General features: G+C 74.3%; 16 protein-coding genes. 10 read left to right on the forward strand and 6 right to left on the reverse strand.

All coding sequences use genetic code 11. The features are described from left to right. Positions 1 to 34: 34 nt before the first annotated feature. The 4 genes from HD595_RS43305 to HD595_RS43320 all read right to left on the reverse strand — a co-directional run bounded on the left by HD595_RS43305 (position 35) and on the right by HD595_RS43320 (position 3,345). Positions 35 to 811: a hypothetical protein gene (locus tag HD595_RS43305; protein WP_253780082.1), complete on the reverse strand. Its 777-nt coding sequence runs from the start codon at positions 809 to 811 to the stop codon at positions 35 to 37. Then, positions 808 to 2,031 (reverse strand): NRAMP family divalent metal transporter, encoded by a 1,224-nt coding sequence (locus HD595_RS43310; protein WP_253780084.1) that lies wholly within the window; start codon positions 2,029 to 2,031, stop codon positions 808 to 810. Before HD595_RS43310 ends, HD595_RS43305 begins: the two co-directional genes overlap by 4 nt. Next, positions 2,028 to 2,438, reverse strand: a complete 411-nt coding sequence (locus HD595_RS43315; protein ID WP_253780086.1) for a hypothetical protein — start codon at positions 2,436 to 2,438, stop codon at positions 2,028 to 2,030. Before HD595_RS43315 ends, HD595_RS43310 begins: the two co-directional genes overlap by 4 nt. A gap of 133 nt (positions 2,439 to 2,571) precedes the next feature. Then, on the reverse strand, positions 2,572 to 3,345 hold the full coding sequence (locus tag HD595_RS43320) for an oxidoreductase (RefSeq protein ID WP_308211386.1): 774 nt from the start codon (positions 3,343 to 3,345) through the stop codon (positions 2,572 to 2,574). A gap of 41 nt (positions 3,346 to 3,386) precedes the next feature. Between HD595_RS43320 and HD595_RS43325 the strand changes: the two genes are divergently transcribed. Together HD595_RS43325 and HD595_RS43330 are read left to right on the forward strand one after the other, a co-directional pair. Next, a complete protein-coding gene (locus tag HD595_RS43325) occupies positions 3,387 to 3,896 on the forward strand; it encodes a LysR family substrate-binding domain-containing protein (RefSeq protein ID WP_308211349.1) in 510 nt (169 codons plus the stop codon). Then, complete coding sequence (locus HD595_RS43330) at positions 3,845 to 4,048, forward strand: type 2 periplasmic-binding domain-containing protein (RefSeq protein ID WP_253780093.1); 204 nt, start codon at positions 3,845 to 3,847, stop codon at positions 4,046 to 4,048. Before HD595_RS43325 ends, HD595_RS43330 begins: the two co-directional genes overlap by 52 nt. A gap of 34 nt (positions 4,049 to 4,082) precedes the next feature. Here HD595_RS43330 and HD595_RS43335 read toward each other — a convergent pair whose 3' ends face one another. Beyond that, positions 4,083 to 4,259, reverse strand: coding sequence for a YegP family protein (locus tag HD595_RS43335; protein WP_253780095.1), 177 nt, complete (start codon positions 4,257 to 4,259; stop codon positions 4,083 to 4,085). 209 nt (positions 4,260 to 4,468) lie between these two features. On the opposite strand from HD595_RS43335, the gene HD595_RS43340 reads away from it, so the two are divergent. The 7 genes from HD595_RS43340 to HD595_RS43370 all read left to right on the forward strand — a co-directional run bounded on the left by HD595_RS43340 (position 4,469) and on the right by HD595_RS43370 (position 11,577). Next, entirely contained in the window at positions 4,469 to 5,599 is a 1,131-nt protein-coding gene (locus HD595_RS43340; RefSeq protein ID WP_253780096.1) for a sialidase family protein, read from the forward strand. Positions 5,600 to 5,690: 91 nt separating this feature from the next. Next, entirely contained in the window at positions 5,691 to 6,458 is a 768-nt protein-coding gene (locus tag HD595_RS43345) for an SDR family NAD(P)-dependent oxidoreductase (protein ID WP_253780098.1), read from the forward strand. Positions 6,459 to 6,501: 43 nt separating this feature from the next. Continuing rightward, positions 6,502 to 7,635, forward strand: coding sequence for an L-talarate/galactarate dehydratase (locus tag HD595_RS43350; RefSeq protein WP_253780100.1), 1,134 nt, complete (start codon positions 6,502 to 6,504; stop codon positions 7,633 to 7,635). A 3-nt stretch (positions 7,636 to 7,638) separates the two neighbouring features. After that, a complete protein-coding gene (locus HD595_RS43355; protein WP_253780102.1) occupies positions 7,639 to 8,319 on the forward strand; it encodes a FadR/GntR family transcriptional regulator in 681 nt (226 codons plus the stop codon). A 44-nt stretch (positions 8,320 to 8,363) separates the two neighbouring features. Next, entirely contained in the window at positions 8,364 to 9,641 is a 1,278-nt protein-coding gene (locus HD595_RS43360; protein ID WP_253780104.1) for a GNAT family N-acetyltransferase, read from the forward strand. A gap of 107 nt (positions 9,642 to 9,748) precedes the next feature. Beyond that, on the forward strand, positions 9,749 to 10,678 hold the full coding sequence (locus HD595_RS43365) for an NmrA/HSCARG family protein (RefSeq protein WP_253780106.1): 930 nt from the start codon (positions 9,749 to 9,751) through the stop codon (positions 10,676 to 10,678). Then, entirely contained in the window at positions 10,675 to 11,577 is a 903-nt protein-coding gene (locus tag HD595_RS43370) for an LLM class flavin-dependent oxidoreductase (RefSeq protein ID WP_253780108.1), read from the forward strand. The genes HD595_RS43365 and HD595_RS43370 overlap by 4 nt, the downstream gene beginning before the upstream one ends. Positions 11,578 to 11,605: 28 nt before the next feature. Here HD595_RS43370 and HD595_RS43375 read toward each other — a convergent pair whose 3' ends face one another. Continuing rightward, complete coding sequence (locus HD595_RS43375; RefSeq protein WP_253780110.1) at positions 11,606 to 12,931, reverse strand: phosphotransferase; 1,326 nt, start codon at positions 12,929 to 12,931, stop codon at positions 11,606 to 11,608. Between the two features lie 105 nt (positions 12,932 to 13,036). Between HD595_RS43375 and HD595_RS43380 the strand changes: the two genes are divergently transcribed. Continuing rightward, positions 13,037 to 13,969 carry a MerR family transcriptional regulator gene (locus HD595_RS43380; RefSeq protein ID WP_253780112.1) on the forward strand — a complete coding sequence of 311 codons (933 nt, stop codon included), beginning with the start codon at positions 13,037 to 13,039 and terminating at the stop codon, positions 13,967 to 13,969. Positions 13,970 to 14,026 lie beyond the last annotated feature (57 nt).

Raw genomic sequence — 14,026 nt, forward strand, 5'->3', positions numbered from 1 at the left:
CCGGTGCCCTCGGGGGTCCCAAGAGTTGGTGAGGCTATCGGCGGCGCGGGTCGGGCTCGTACAGGTCGGTGAGCGGAGCCAGCCGGGAGGCCGGCACGTTCAGCACGAACCCGTCCAGCCCGAAGGTCTCCACCTGGTCCCAGGCCACCAGCCGGGCACCGGCGAACCGGCCGCGGATGAGGGCGCTGACCAGCTTGGGAGCCCGGCCTCCCGGGCCGCGCTCGTACCCGAACAGGCGGGAGTGCCAGTGCGGCACCACGATCAGCTCGGCGACGGTGAACGCCTGCTGCACCTCCATCAGCAGCGGGCCGTCCTGGCGCAGCCGGACGTCGGCCACGTTCCCGACGCGCGTGCCCTCCGCGTCGAGCACCGGCTTGTCGAGGTAGGCCCCGAGCCGCGCGGCCGGATGCCGCTCGTGGCGGGCGGGCCGCTCCCGTGACACCTCTTCCGTGCCGCTGCCGGGGATCCTGGCGATGATGTTCCGCCTGGTCCAGGTCTCCAGCGCGGGCTCCTCCGGGTCTCCGCCCACCTCGACGGCGCTGCCCAGCTCGGTGAGCAGGTGCATGGGGATGCGCCACGGCTGCGGGTCCTCCAGCGGGCTGAGCAGCTCGGCGACCGCGACCATGAGCCGGCCGGGCACGCCGCCGATGCGGGGGCCGAGCGCGAGCGGACCCGCCAGGATGGCCGTCACGTGCGGCGGGTCGCCGGTCAGCTCCAGGTCGTCCACCTTGCAGACGAGCCTGCCGGTGGAGGCGCGTACCACCTGCCGGTCGAGCAGGTGCAGTCCGGCGTGGATCTCTCTGGCTCTCATTGCCCCGCCTTCGTCGCGAGCATCAACGGGATCGCCGCCACGGCGACCACCGTGAGGAGCACCATGTAGAACGTGCCCAGGGCGTTGGTGAACCTGCCGTTGACGTGGTCGCCCATGTAGTCGGGATCGTTGGCGATCATCAGGACGGGCAGGTACGTCAGCGGCAGCGCCGCGGCCGAGAACACCAGCGAGTACTCCGTGACCATGATCGGGTCGACGGTGGTGAGGATGAGTGCGGCGGCCAGCACGACCGTCACCAGCAGCACCGTGTGGAAGCGGGCGGCCTCGACGGGCCGCACCAGCTTGCCCCACTGCCAGCCGAAGTACTGGCTGATCGAGTAGCCGCACGACAGCGCGGTCTCCAGGGTGGCGCCGAACGTGGCCGCGAACACGCCGAGGATGACCAGCGCGAGCCCGATCCTGCCCAGGCTCAGGCCGACCGGCAGCATCATCTGGCCCAGCGTCTCGACCTCGGCCTGCACCGGCAGGAACACGGTGGCCGCGCACGCCGCGATGGCCAGGGACAGCAGGCCTCCGAGCGGGAAGCCGACGAACACGTTGGCGCGGGCGACCGTCAGGTCCTCGCGCGTCCACTTCTCCTCCACGCCGCCGGAGGAGAAGAAGAACACCTCGTACGGCGTCATCGCGGCGCCGAGCAGCGCCACGGCGTAGTACCAGTAGGTCGGCGCGCCCTCGGCCTGCGGCGGGGAGGTGAGCTGGCCGGCCAGCTCACCCCAGTCGGGCCCGAGCGCCCACAGCGCGACCGCGAACACCACGAGCACCAGCCCGAGGAGCCCGAAGACGCGCTCCATGTTCTCGAACTTGACCCGCCACATCACCAGCCAGGCCACGAACGCCACGCCCGGCACCCACAGCAGGTAGTTGACGCCGGTGGCCAGCTCCAGGGCGAGGGAGGCGCCGCCGATCTCGGCGGCGAGCGTGAGCAGGCTGACGAAGAAGGACGCCGCGAGGTTGACCACGCCGGCCCGCGGGCCCAGCCGTTCGCGGACGAGGTCGAAGACGGGCCGCCCCGAGACGGCGGCGATGCGGCCGGACATCTCGGCGAACAGGCAGATCCCGATGACCCCGACCACGACCACCCAGGCCAGCGACATGCCGAACCGGGCGCCCACCAGGGCGTTGGCCACGAGGTCGCCGATGTCGACGAAGCCGCCGATGGCGGTGAGGATGCCGAGCGTGACGGCGAACGCCTTCTTCACCGCAGCTCTCCGGCCAGCTTCTCCAGCCGCGCCGCCGCCTGCCGCGGCTGCTCGATCCCGCCCCGCCGGACCTGGATGAGCAGCGCGTCGATCTCGTCCTCGGCCTGCTGCACCTTCTCCAGCGTGCGCTCGCGCACCTGGTCGGAGGCGTCGGAGGGCGGCTGCACGCCGCCGAACTGCTGCGCGACCTCGCCGAGGTCCACCGCCGCGTCGGTCAGCACGGTCTTGAGGTACGGCCCGTGCAGCTCGCCGGAGTGCTGGACGGCCAGCCGTGTCATCTCCACGACGGAGTGCGCCGTCTTGGTGGTCTGCTGCGCCTTGAGCGCGTAGTCGTGGTCGTCCCAGGCCGGGCTCACGCATCCGCCGAGCGTCACCACCAGCAGGACGGCGGCCAGGAGGGCCCTCATGCCCGCCCGCGCAGCAGGAAGTAGGTCAGTACGCCGAGCAGCGCGATCAACTGCCCCCAGGCCATGAGCAACACCAGCCCCTCGTCGGTCATGGAGGCAGGCTTCCCTCAGACGGCGATCATAGTCGCGCCCGTCAGTCGAGCCGGGTGTCGCGGCTCACCTTCTCCCAGGCGGCGATCTCGGCGCGGACGGAGTCGAGGTGGCCGACGATGGCGTCCACGGCGTCGTCGCCCAGCGGCAGGCGCAGCGGGGTGTCCTCGGCGTCCAGGGCCGCGAGGACGGCCGCGGCGGCCTTGGCCGGGTCGCCCGGCTGCGTGCCGTCGCCGGACTCGGCCATCCGCCGCGTCGGGCCGACCGTGGCGGCGTAGTCGTCGATCGGCTCGCTGGTGCTGATCTTGGCGAACAGGGCGGTGCGGAAGGCGCCGGGCTCCACGATCAGCACCTTGATCCCCAGCGGGCCGACCTCCTGCGCGAGCGCCTCCGACATGCCCTCCAGCGCGAACTTCGTGGCGCTGTAGGCGGAGAAGCCGGCGAAGGACATCTGCCCGCCCATGCTGCTGAACTGCACGATCGCGCCGGAGCGGCGGGCGCGCATGTGCGGCAGCACGGCCCGCGTCAGCGCGGCGGGGCCGAACACGTGCACCTCGAACAGGTCGCGCAGCTCGGCGTCGGTGGTCTCCTCGGCCGCGCCGACGTGGCTGCGGCCCGCGTTGTTGACCAGCACGTCGATCCGCCCGTGGCGCTCCGCCACGTCGCGTACCGCCGCGTCGATCGCGGCCGTGTCGGTCACGTCCAGGGGCAGCGCCTCGACCTGTCCCGGGTGCGCCGCCACCAAATCGTCCAGGGCCGCCACGCGGCGGGCGGTGGCGACGACCACGTCCCCGGCGGCGACGGCCGCCTCGGTGATCGCCCGGCCGAAACGCGGCGTGGGACGAGTCCTGGGAGGCGGTGGTCCGGGCCCGCAGTGAGCAGCGCGCCACGCTGGTCGTGGGCATGAGCACGAGTCCCGGACGGGGCGGGCTGCTGCCGGCGATCCGGTCGCGGTTCACGGCCCTGCACCCGGAGGCCACGGTCCGGCTGCGGCAGGTCGGCTGGGAGGACGCGACGGCCGGGCTGGCCGACGGCGCGGCCGACGTGGCGTTCGTGTGGCTGCCGGTCCCGGCGCCCGAGCGGTACGCCTGGACGGTGGTGGCCGAGGAGCCGCGGCTGGTGGCGATGCCGGACACCCACCGGCTGGCCGGGCGCGGGGTCGTCGACTTCGCCGAGCTGCTGGACGAGCCGTTCCTGGCGCTGCCGGAGTCGGCCGGGCCGCTGCGCGATCATTGGCTCGCCTGGACGCCCGCGGCGGCCGGCCGGTGCGCGTCGGCGCGGAGATCGCCGGCACGGACGAGACGTACGAGGCGCTGGTGGACGGCCGCGGCGTCTGCCTGCTGGCCGGGGGCAACGCCCCGCTCCTGACGCTGGGCGGCGTGGTGACCCGGCCGGTGCGCGGCCTGTCGCCGGCCCGGCTGGCCCTGGCCTGGCGCGCCGACGACCGGCGGCCGCTGGTCCAGGACTATGTGAGGGCCTGCCGCGAGGCCAGGAGCGGGCGGGCGGCACCGGCCGGGTAGGGCCGTCGCCGGTGCGCGGCCCGGTCGAGCGGGATCAGGCCGTCTGGTCCTCGACGGGCGCGCCGGCGTTGGCGCGGACCGACTCGATGCCCTTCAGGGCGTTGGCCTTGGTGGTGTAGGACTCGCTGGTGGCGATGATCTGCCCGTTGGTGGCGACGAGGTTGAAGCGGTAGCCGTTGGACGCCTTCTTCAGCACGTAGCGCGCTGCCATGACTTCCTCCAGTTCGTCGGATTCGATGAGTTTCACGACTTCCCAACCGAATGCCTTCTATGCCAGGGCTTTGCCGCGTGATGACCTGGGCGGCGCGGTGCTCCCGTGGTGTTCACACCTCCTTTCCCCCGTGTGCACCCGGTGGCCGCGCGCCGCGGCGATCATGCTGGGTCCGCACGAGGAGCAGCCGCGACAGGAGAGGGACGCCCATGCCCGCCCACCCCACCTCCGTCCCCTACCGGGCCGGCACGCCCACCTCCGTGCCGTACCGGGCCGGCACCGAGGGCTACCACACCTTTCGCATCCCCGCCGCCGTGGTGACGCCGGCGGGCACGGTGCTCGCCTTCGCCGAGGGGCGGCGCGACTCCGCCGGCGACGCCGGCCGCATCGACGTGGTGCTCAGGCGTTCGTCCGACGGCGGCGCCACGTGGGGCCCGCTCCAGGTCGTGGCGCGCGAGCCGCGTGGCGGCACCGCCGGCAACCCCGCCCCGGTAGTCACGCGTGACGGCCGCGTGGTGCTCGTCCACGTGCGCAACGCCGCCTCCGCCACCGAGGAGCGGATCCGGCGCGGCCAGGTCGCCGCCGCCGACGGGCGCCGCGTGTACGTCCAGACGAGCCAGGACGACGGGACGACGTGGTCGGAGCCCCGCGAGATCACCTCCGCGGTCAAGAAGCCGGAGTGGCGCTGGTACGCCACCGGTCCCGGGCACGCCGTCGAGCTGCGGCAGGGGCCGGCCGCCGGGCGGATCGTGGTGCCCGCCAACCACTCGCTCCCGCCCGCCGGGGCCGACGACGGCACGGAGGGCAAGTACGACGGCGGGCACGCGCTGCTCAGCGACGACGGCGGGCGCACCTGGAGCATCGGGTACGCCGACGACAGGCCCGACGGGTACGTCAACGTCAACGAGACGACGGCCGCGGAGCTGCCCGGCGGCCGCCTCTACCTCAACTGCCGCACCGACTCCACCGCGCCCGGCACCCGCGCCGACGCGTACTCGGCCGACGGCGGGCGCACGCTGGAGCGGCCGTTCCGCCCGCAGGCCGGGGTCGTGTGCCCGGTCGTGGAGTGCAGCGTCCTGGCCTGGGACGATCCCCGCGTGCTGCTGCTGTCCGGCCCGGGCGTCCCGGACGCGCGGGCGGTGATGACCGTGCGGGTCAGCCACGACGACGGCGTCACCTGGAGCGTCGCGCACACGGTGTCGGGGCTGCCCGCGGCCTACTCCGACCTGGTGCGCGTGGACGCCGGCACGGTGGGGCTGCTGTTCGAGACGGGCGACTTCTCCGCGTACGAGACCATCGCCTTCCGGCGCCTGCCGATCGCCGACCTGCGACGAACGTGAGCCCCGCTCCATTGTGGAGATCGTTCCAAGGGAGTGATCATTGCCTCGGCGGCCGGGGACGGCCCGGCCGGTCGAGCGAAGGAGCCCCGCCATGAGCACCGCCACGGGTCTGCGCGGCAGAAGCGTCATCGTCACCGGAGCCGGCTCCGGCATCGGCCGGGCGGCGGCCCTGCGCTTCGCGGCCGAGGGGGCGAACGTGGTGATCGCGGACCTGGACGGCGAGCGGGCGCGGGCCGTGGTGGCGGAGGTCGAGGCCGCCGGGGGCACCGCGGTCAGCGTGGTCGGCGACCTCGGCGACCGGGCGGTCGTGCAGCGGGTGGTGGCGACGGCGGTGGAGGCGTTCGGCGGCATCGACGTGCTGGTGAACAACGCGGGCGTGATGGACCGCATGTCGGCGGCCGGCGACACCGGCGACGAGGAGTGGGAGACGGTGCTGCGGGTCAACCTGACCGCGCCGTTCGTGCTGACGCGGGCGGCCCTGCCGTACCTCATGGCCTCGGGTGCGGGGGCGATCGTCAACACCGCGTCGGAGGCGGCGCTGCGCGGCAGCGCGGCCGGCGCCGCCTACACCGTCTCCAAGCACGGCATCGCCGGGCTGACCAAGTCGCTGGCCGTGATGTACCGGGACAAGGGCGTGCGGGCCAACGCCGTCGCCCCCGGCGGCACCGCCACCAACATCCGGGTCGAGATCGACCAGGACGCGCTCGGCCCGTCGGTCGTCATGTCGTACCTGGCCAACGCGGGCCGCGTCTGCGACCCGGACGAGCAGGCCGCGGCGATCGTCTTCCTCGCCTCCCCCGCCGCGGCCAACGTCAACGGCGTGATCCTCGCGGTGGACAACGGCTGGTCCGCGGTCTGAGCCGTAGTCATATGACAACATCTGGAGTTGTACGATGACTCGTATGGCTTCCCCCTCCGACCGCATCACCTGGGTGCGGCTGTCGTCCGTCACCCTCCCCCTCGGCACCCCGATCAGCGACGCCAAGGTGCTCACCGGGCGGCAGCGGCCGATGACCGAGATCGCGTTCCTGTTCGCCGAGATCGGGGCGGAGAGCGGTCACCAGGGCTTCGGGTTCGGCTACTCCAAGCGGGCCGGCGGCCCCGGGCAGTACGCCCACGCCCGCGAGATCGCCCCCGAGCTGCTCGGCGAGGACCCCAGCGACATCGCCCGCCTGTGGGACAAGCTCGTCTGGGCGGGGGCGTCCGTCGGCCGCAGCGGCCTGTCCACGCAGGCCGTCGCCGCGCTCGACATCGCCCTGTGGGACCTCAAGGCCAGGCGCGCCGGGCTCTCCCTCGCCAAGCTGCTCGGCGCCCACCGCGACTCGGTGCGCTGCTACAACACCTCCGGCGGATTCCTGCACGCGCCCGTCGAGCAGGTCCTGGACAACGCCACCGCCGCCCTGGAACGCGGCATCGGCGGCATCAAGATCAAGGTCGGGCATCCGGACGCGCGCGTGGACCTCGCCCGCGTCACCGCCGTCCGCGAGCACCTCGGCGACGCCGTCCCCCTCATGGTGGACGCCAACCAGCAGTGGGACCGTCCCACCGCGCAGCGGCTCGGCCGGGCGCTGGAGCCGTACGGGCTGGTCTGGATCGAGGAGCCGCTGGACGCCTACGACAGCGCCGGCCACGCGGCCCTGGCCGCCTCGCTCGACACGCCGATCGCGACCGGCGAGATGCTGACCAGCGTCGCCGAGCACGCCGAGCTCATCCGGGCGGGCGCCGCCGACGTCGTCCAGCCCGACGCGCCGCGCATCGGCGGCATCACCCCGTTCCTGCGCCTGGCCGGCCTGGCCGAGCACGCCCGGCTCCAGCTCGCCCCGCACTTCGCCATGGAGATCCACGTGCACCTCGCCGCGGCGTACGCGCTGGAGCCGTGGGTGGAGCACTTCGAGTGGCTGGAGCCGCTGTTCGAGGAGCGACTGGAGATCCGCGACGGCCGCATGCTGGTGCCGTCGCGACCCGGGCTCGGCCTCACCCCGAGCGGGCGGGCCCGCGCGTGGACCACCGACCGGTGCGAGTTCGGCGGCCGGTAGCCGATGACGAGCCGAACCCAGCGCCTGGTCGAGACCCTGACGGCGCGCATCCGGGAGGGCGTCGTGCGTCCCGGCGAGCGGCTGCCGACCGAGAGCAGCCTGGTCGAGACGTACGGCGTGAGCAGGACCGTCGTCCGCGAGGCGATCTCCCGGCTGCAGGCGGCGGGCCTGGTGGAGACGCACCACGGGCGGGGCACCTTCGTCCTCGCCCGACCCGCCACGGCTCGCTTCCCGGCCGGCCCGCAGGGCGAGGTCACGCTGGAGGAGGTGACGGGGCTGCTGGAGTTCCGGACGGCGTTCGAGGTGGAGGCCGCCGCGCTGGCCGCCCGCCGCCGCACGGACGCGCACCTGGCCGGCCTGCGCGAGGCGCTGGAGGCGTTCGCGGACGCCGCGGACCACCCGAGCGCGGCGGTCAACGCCGACTACCGCTTCCACCTGCGCGTCGCCCTCGCGACCGGCAACCACCACTTCGCCGATCTGGTCTCCGCGCTGGGACCGTCCATGATCGTCGTTCCGCGGGAGCGCCTGGACCCGGGCGGCCGGTTCGCGGGGATCGTGGCGGAGCACCAGAACATCTACGCGGCGATCGCGCGCGGCGACGCCGACGCGGCCCGCGCGGCCGCCCGCGTCCACCTCGCCAACAGCCGCGCCCGCCTCCTCCGGCCGGAACCCGGGGACGCCTGAATATCGGGTGGCGTGGCCTCTCCACGCCCGGCGAGACTCGTCGCGTGCGACAGGAACTCAGATCGCCCGACGGCGACGTCGCGCTGTCCCCGCTGACCATGGACGACGCGGAGGCGCACCTCGCCGGCGAGGACGCCGAGCTGGTCCGTTACCTCAACGGCGGCCCCGGCACGCCCGCCACGGTGGGGGCGCACCTGCGGCGGTGCGAGGAGCAGTGGCGGGCCGGCGGGCCGGTCCACGCGTTCGGCGTGCGCGTCGGCACGCCTCCGGTGCTGGCCGGGACGGTCGAGGTGCAGTTCGACCAGCCGTACCTGCCAGCGGGGCAGGTCAACCTCGCCTACGGGCTCTACCCGCGGTGGCGGGGACGCGGCATCGCCACGCGGGCCGTCGAGCTGGCCTGCCTGCACGCGGCGTCGGCCGGCGCCACCCTCGCCGTCATCAGGGTCGAGCCGGAGAACGCCGCCTCGGCGGCCGTGGCCGTACGGGCCGGATTCGCTCACGCGGGGCGTGGCGAGGACGGCTTCGACCACTACACGCGGCCGCTCGCCACCACGGACCTCGTCGAGCTCTACACGACCGAGACCTCCGAGAGCACCCGCCTGACCAGATCGCCGCACGGCGTGCTGGAGTACCGGCGCACCCGTGAACTGCTGCGGCGGGCGTTGACGCCGCCTCCGGCGCGCGTGCTCGACGTCGGCGGCGGCACGGGCGCGCACGCGCGGTGGCTCGCCGCGGACGGCTATGACGTCCACCTGGTCGACCCGGTGCCCGCGCACGTCGAGGCCGCTGCGGCGCTGCCCGGCGTCACCGCCGAGGTGGGCGACGCCCGGCGGCTGCGCGCCCCGGACGGGAGCGCGGACGTCGTCCTCCTGCTCGGCCCGCTCTACCACCTGACCGAGGCCGCCGACCGGGCGCGGGCGCTCGCCGAGGCGCGCCGGGTGCTGCGTCCGGGGGGCGTGGTGGTGGCCGCCGGCATCAGCCGCTACCTGTCGCTCCTGGAGGCGGGCACGACCGGGAGGCTCACCGAGGGGATGGCCGCCGCGGTGCGGCACCTGATCGCCACCGGCGACTACGACGGGCATCTCGGCTTCGTGCCCGCCCACTTCCACACCGCGGCGGGCCTGCGGGCGGAGCTGGAGAGCGCGGGGCTGAGGGACGTGGAGGTCTACGGGGTCGAAGGACCGGCCTGGCCCGCGCTGGACGCCGCCGGGGAAGGAGAGTTCGACCGGCTCGTGGAGGCGGCAATCCGGTGCGCCCGCGTCGCGGAGCGGGACCCTCTGCTGATCAACGCCAGCGCCCATCTCCTCGCCGTCGCACGCTGACGGACCCCTGCCGCCTTGCTAAGTGGGGTGGCCCTCCGTATCATCGCAGACGTTAAACGGAGTGGCACCCCACTTAGTCGCGCCTGCGCGCGGAGGAAGAGGAGACAGTGACGCCGACGAACAAGACCGTCGTGGTCGTAGGGGCGACGGGCCTGCAGGGCAGGGCCGTGACCCGGCACCTGCTGCGCGACGGCTGGCGCGTGCGGGCGCTCACCCGCGACCCGGACGGCGCCCAGGCCCGGACCCTGGCGCGGGCCGGCGCCGAGCTCGTACCGGCCCGGATGGAGGACGTCGGCGCCCTGACCGCCGCCGCCCAGGGCGCCTGGGGGCTGTTCAGCGTGCAGCCCACGGTCGGCTCGCCCGGCACCGCACCGGACTTCACCACCGAGGACGAGGTGCGCTGGGGCGTGAACGTCGCCGAGGCGGCGCACGCCGCCGGCGTCGGGCACCTGGTGTTCACCTCGGTCGCCGGCGCCGACCGCCACCCCGGCGAGAAGGTGCCGGTGAACCTGGTCAGCAAGTGGCGGATCGAGCGGCGCATCGCCGAGCTCGGCCTGCCCGCGACGATCCTGCGGCCGGTCTCCTTCATGGAGAACTTCACCGGCGGCTACGCGCTGCGCGACGGGACCCTGTCCACCGGCATCGCACCGGACACCGTCCAGCAGCTCATGGCGGTCGACGACGTCGGCGCCGTCACCGCCCTGGCCTTCGCCCGGCCGGAGGAGTGGATCGGGCGGGCGGTCTCCCTGGCCGCCGACGAGCTCACGCCGGTCCAGGTGGCCGAGGCCATCGGGACGGCGCTGGGCATCTCGCTGCCCTACGTCCGGATCCCGATCGAGGTGATCCGGAGCGTCGACGAGGACTTCGCGCAGGCCATGCGATGGCTCGACGAGCACGGCTACCAGGCGGACATCGCCGCCACCCGGCGCATCCTCCCGGCCGCCATGGACTTCCCCACCTGGCTGGCCCGCACCGGCGCGGCCCAGATCGCCGCGTACCTGGACTCCACGCGCGCCGCCGACCAGGACGCGCGATGACGGCCCGCACCCCCACCCTCGGCCGCGTCGGCATCTGGGCGGGCGACTTCGACGCGCTCCCCGCGCCCGAGGTCCGGCGGGCCGCGGCCGCGATCGAGGACCTCGGCTACGGCGCCCTGTGGATCCCCGAGACCTCGGGGCGCGAGGCCGTCGCGCAGGCCGCGATCCTGCTGGCGGGCACCCGGCGGATCACCGTCGCCGCCGGGACGACCGACGTCTACGCCCGCGACGCGGTCACGGCCGCCGCCGCGCAACGCACTCTGGACGAGGCCTTCCCCGGACGGTTCCTGCTCGGCCTGTGGGACAGCCACCCGAGCCTGGCCGAGGACGTCCGCGGACACCGCTTCGGCCCGCCCCTGGCCACCATGCGCGCCTACCTCGACGCGCTCGACGCCGCCCCGTTCGGGCCGCCCGGCACGACGGCCTCGCCCCACCGCGTCCTGGCCGCCCTCGACCCCGGCATGCTCGCCCTGGCCGCCGGACGCGCGTGGGGCGCGACCGTGCTCGGCATGCCGGTGGAGTACACCCGCACCGCCCGCGAGACGCTCGGCGGCGACCGCTTCCTGGCCGTCACCCAGTTGTGCGTGCTCGGCGACGATCGCGCGCACACCGCCGAAGCGGCCCGCGCCACGGCCGCGGCCGCCCTGCCCAACCGCCGCGAACTGCTGCGCGGGCTCGGACACCCCGCCCCGGACGCGAGCGACGACCGGCTCGTCGCGGCGATCGTCGCCCACGGCCGCGCCGAGGACGTCGCCGAGCGCGTCCGGCAGCACCTCGACGCCGGAGCCGACCACGTCAGCCTGCACGTCGTGACCGGCGAACCCCACTCCCCCGCCGTCCGGCAGCGGGAGCCGGCCGTCCGGCAGTGGCAGCTGCTCGCCGCGCACCTGCTCACCTGAACCCGCCCCGCCATCGGCGCGGCGGGGTTCAGGCCAGGGAGTCCCAGGGGGCCGGCGGGCCCGAGGCGAAGAAGCGGAGCAGGCCCAGCAGCCGGCCGGCCGGCGGGGCGCTCCAGTGGCGTTCGCGCGGGCGCGGCACCGGATCCGCCAGGCGTCCGAGCGCCCAGACGAGATGGAACCACAGCACCCGCGCTTCCCATGCTCCCTCGCCGGCCTCCCATGCTCCCTCGCCGGCTTCCCGCCGGTAGCCGTCGAGCGCGGCCGGGACGCCGTTCAGGGGGATCTTGGCGAAGTCCGTGGCCGGGTCGGCCCACTGGGCGTCGCCCCAGTCCACGATCGCGTCGAGCCGAGCCGTCTCCGGGGCGACGACCAGGTTCTGCGGCGCGATGTCGCCGTGGACCAGGACCACCGGAGGGTCTTCGGGGAGACGCGCCGAGAGCCGGTCGAGCCAACCCGTGAGCCAGCGGGCGTGCCCGGCGTCGATCCACCCCTCCTCGAGCAGACGCCCGGTGAGCGCCCAGGGGTCCGCCGCGCCGTCGTCCACGGGCAGGGCGGCGAGGGCGGGGGCGGTGGCCGGGGACAGCCGATGCAGCTTCGCCAGCTCCCGTCCCACCTCGCGGAAGACACGTTCCATGCCTGCGGCGGGCAGGTCCAGATCCGCGAGGTCGGCTCCCCGCGCCCGGGCGAGCACCATGTACGGCACGCCCGCCACCGAACAGGTGTCGTCGAAGGCGACGACCTCCGGAGCGCGCACCCCCGCGCGCCGGGCGGCGGGGATGACCGCGGCCTCCTTGACCAGGTCGGGCAGGAACCGCCCGGCCCGCGGGACGCGCAGGACCAGGTCGTCCCCGAGCAGGTAGACCCGGTTGGCCACGCCCCCCGCCAGCGGGCGCACCTGCCCGGCGGCGCCCCCGTGCCGTCGGGCGATGACGGCCAGGGTCTCGTCGCTCGGCTCGTACTCCGCCATGGTGCCGCATGCTGACACACCCGCCCGGACTCCGTCTTCCCCTTTTCGACGGCGTCCGGGGTCAGACACAGGCACCGGGTACGGCGGCGCCGAGAACGGGGCGGCGTCCCCGATCCGCCTGACGGTGACGATCTCCGGTCCTTCCGGCATGGTGTGGTCCGCGTCCCTGATCGGCCGGATGTCCGCGTCCGCGGCGCCGAGCCGGCGGAGCACCTCGCGCCCGTCGAGCCCGCGGGCGAGAACGACCGTGGAGATGCCACCGAGGCTGCTGCCACGGTCACTGGCGGGATGGCCGTTCGCCCTCGCCCATGCGCGGATGCGGCGGGAGGTGTCACGCCCGATCGTCCGGTAGGTGACGCGAAGGGGGGTGAAGTCGTCATCAGCCACGATGCGGGAGGCGACCTTCCAAGGCTCTGCTCCTCACCGGGCCCCACGTGAAGACCCCGGTTCTGCGGTTGAGCCTCCCCTGAGGGGAGGCGGCAGAGTGTGCTCATGGACGGCGACGCGCTGCTGACGATCGGAGACCTGGCCCGGCGCACCGGGCTCACGGTGAAGGCGATCAGGTTCTACTCCGACCGCGGGCTCGTTCCGCCCACCACCCGTAGTCCCGCTGGTTACCGGTTGTACGACGTCGGCGCGCTGGCCCGGCTGGAGTACGTGCGCGCGCTGCGCGAGCTGGGGATCGATCTGCCCACCGTACAGCGCCTGCTGGACCGTGATCTTCCGGTGGCGCAGGTCGCCGAGGAGTACGCCGAGGCGCTGGACAGGCAGATCCGCGTCCTGCGGTTGCGCCGAGCCGTGCTGCGCGTGGTGGCCAGACGGGGATCGACGTTAGAGGAGACGGAACTCATGCACAGGCTCGCCAAACTCTCCAACGAGGAGCGCCACCGCCTCGTCACCGACTTCATCGACGAGGTCCTGGGCGATCTCGACGCCAACCCCGAGTGGGTCGCGATGATGCGCTCGGCCATGCCGGACCTGCCCGACGACCCCGATCCCGCGCAGGTGGACGCCTGGGTGGAGCTGGCCGAACTGGTCCAGAACCCGGACTTTCGCGCGGCGGTCCGCCGGCTGGCCGAGTACCAGGCGGCCGAGCGCGCCCAGGGCGACACCACGGGGCTGCACCACGAGCTCACCGAGGAGGTCCGCGACCGCGTCGGCGCGGCGGTGGCCGCGGGGGTGGACTCCGCGTCGCCGCAGGCGGCCGCCATCGTCGGCGCCCTCGCCACCCGGTACGCGCAGACCTTCGGCCGCGCCGACGACGCCCGTCTGCGGGACTGGATGCTGGACCGCCTGGAGGTGGCCGACGAACCGTTCGCCGAGCGTTACCTGCAGCTGCTCGCCGTGATCAATGGCTGGCCGGCGCCGCCGAGCATGGCGCCGCTGTTCGGCTGGTTCATGCAGGCCCTGCGCGCGGGCCGGTGAGAGTGACGGCCGGCGGAGCCGCAGGTCCCGCGTGTGGCGACGGTGTGAAGGTATGGG

The organism is Nonomuraea roseoviolacea subsp. carminata, from assembly GCF_024172185.1.
GTDB classification, from domain to species: Bacteria; Actinomycetota; Actinomycetes; order Streptosporangiales; family Streptosporangiaceae; genus Nonomuraea; species Nonomuraea roseoviolacea.

Coding starts and splice junctions, on each gene's coding strand:
- HD595_RS43350 (WP_253780100.1), top strand. CDS start 6,502: ATGGCTTCCCCCTCCGACCGCATCACCTGGGTGCGGCTGTCGTCCGTC.
- HD595_RS43370 (WP_253780108.1), top strand. CDS start 10,675: ATGACGGCCCGCACCCCCACCCTCGGCCGCGTCGGCATCTGGGCGGGC.
- HD595_RS43340 (WP_253780096.1), top strand. CDS start 4,469: ATGCCCGCCCACCCCACCTCCGTCCCCTACCGGGCCGGCACGCCCACC.
- HD595_RS43315 (WP_253780086.1), bottom strand. CDS start 2,438: ATGAGGGCCCTCCTGGCCGCCGTCCTGCTGGTGGTGACGCTCGGCGGA.
- HD595_RS43355 (WP_253780102.1), top strand. CDS start 7,639: ATGACGAGCCGAACCCAGCGCCTGGTCGAGACCCTGACGGCGCGCATC.
- HD595_RS43380 (WP_253780112.1), top strand. CDS start 13,037: ATGGACGGCGACGCGCTGCTGACGATCGGAGACCTGGCCCGGCGCACC.
- HD595_RS43305 (WP_253780082.1), bottom strand. CDS start 811: ATGAGAGCCAGAGAGATCCACGCCGGACTGCACCTGCTCGACCGGCAG.
- HD595_RS43335 (WP_253780095.1), bottom strand. CDS start 4,259: ATGGCAGCGCGCTACGTGCTGAAGAAGGCGTCCAACGGCTACCGCTTC.
- HD595_RS43345 (WP_253780098.1), top strand. CDS start 5,691: ATGAGCACCGCCACGGGTCTGCGCGGCAGAAGCGTCATCGTCACCGGA.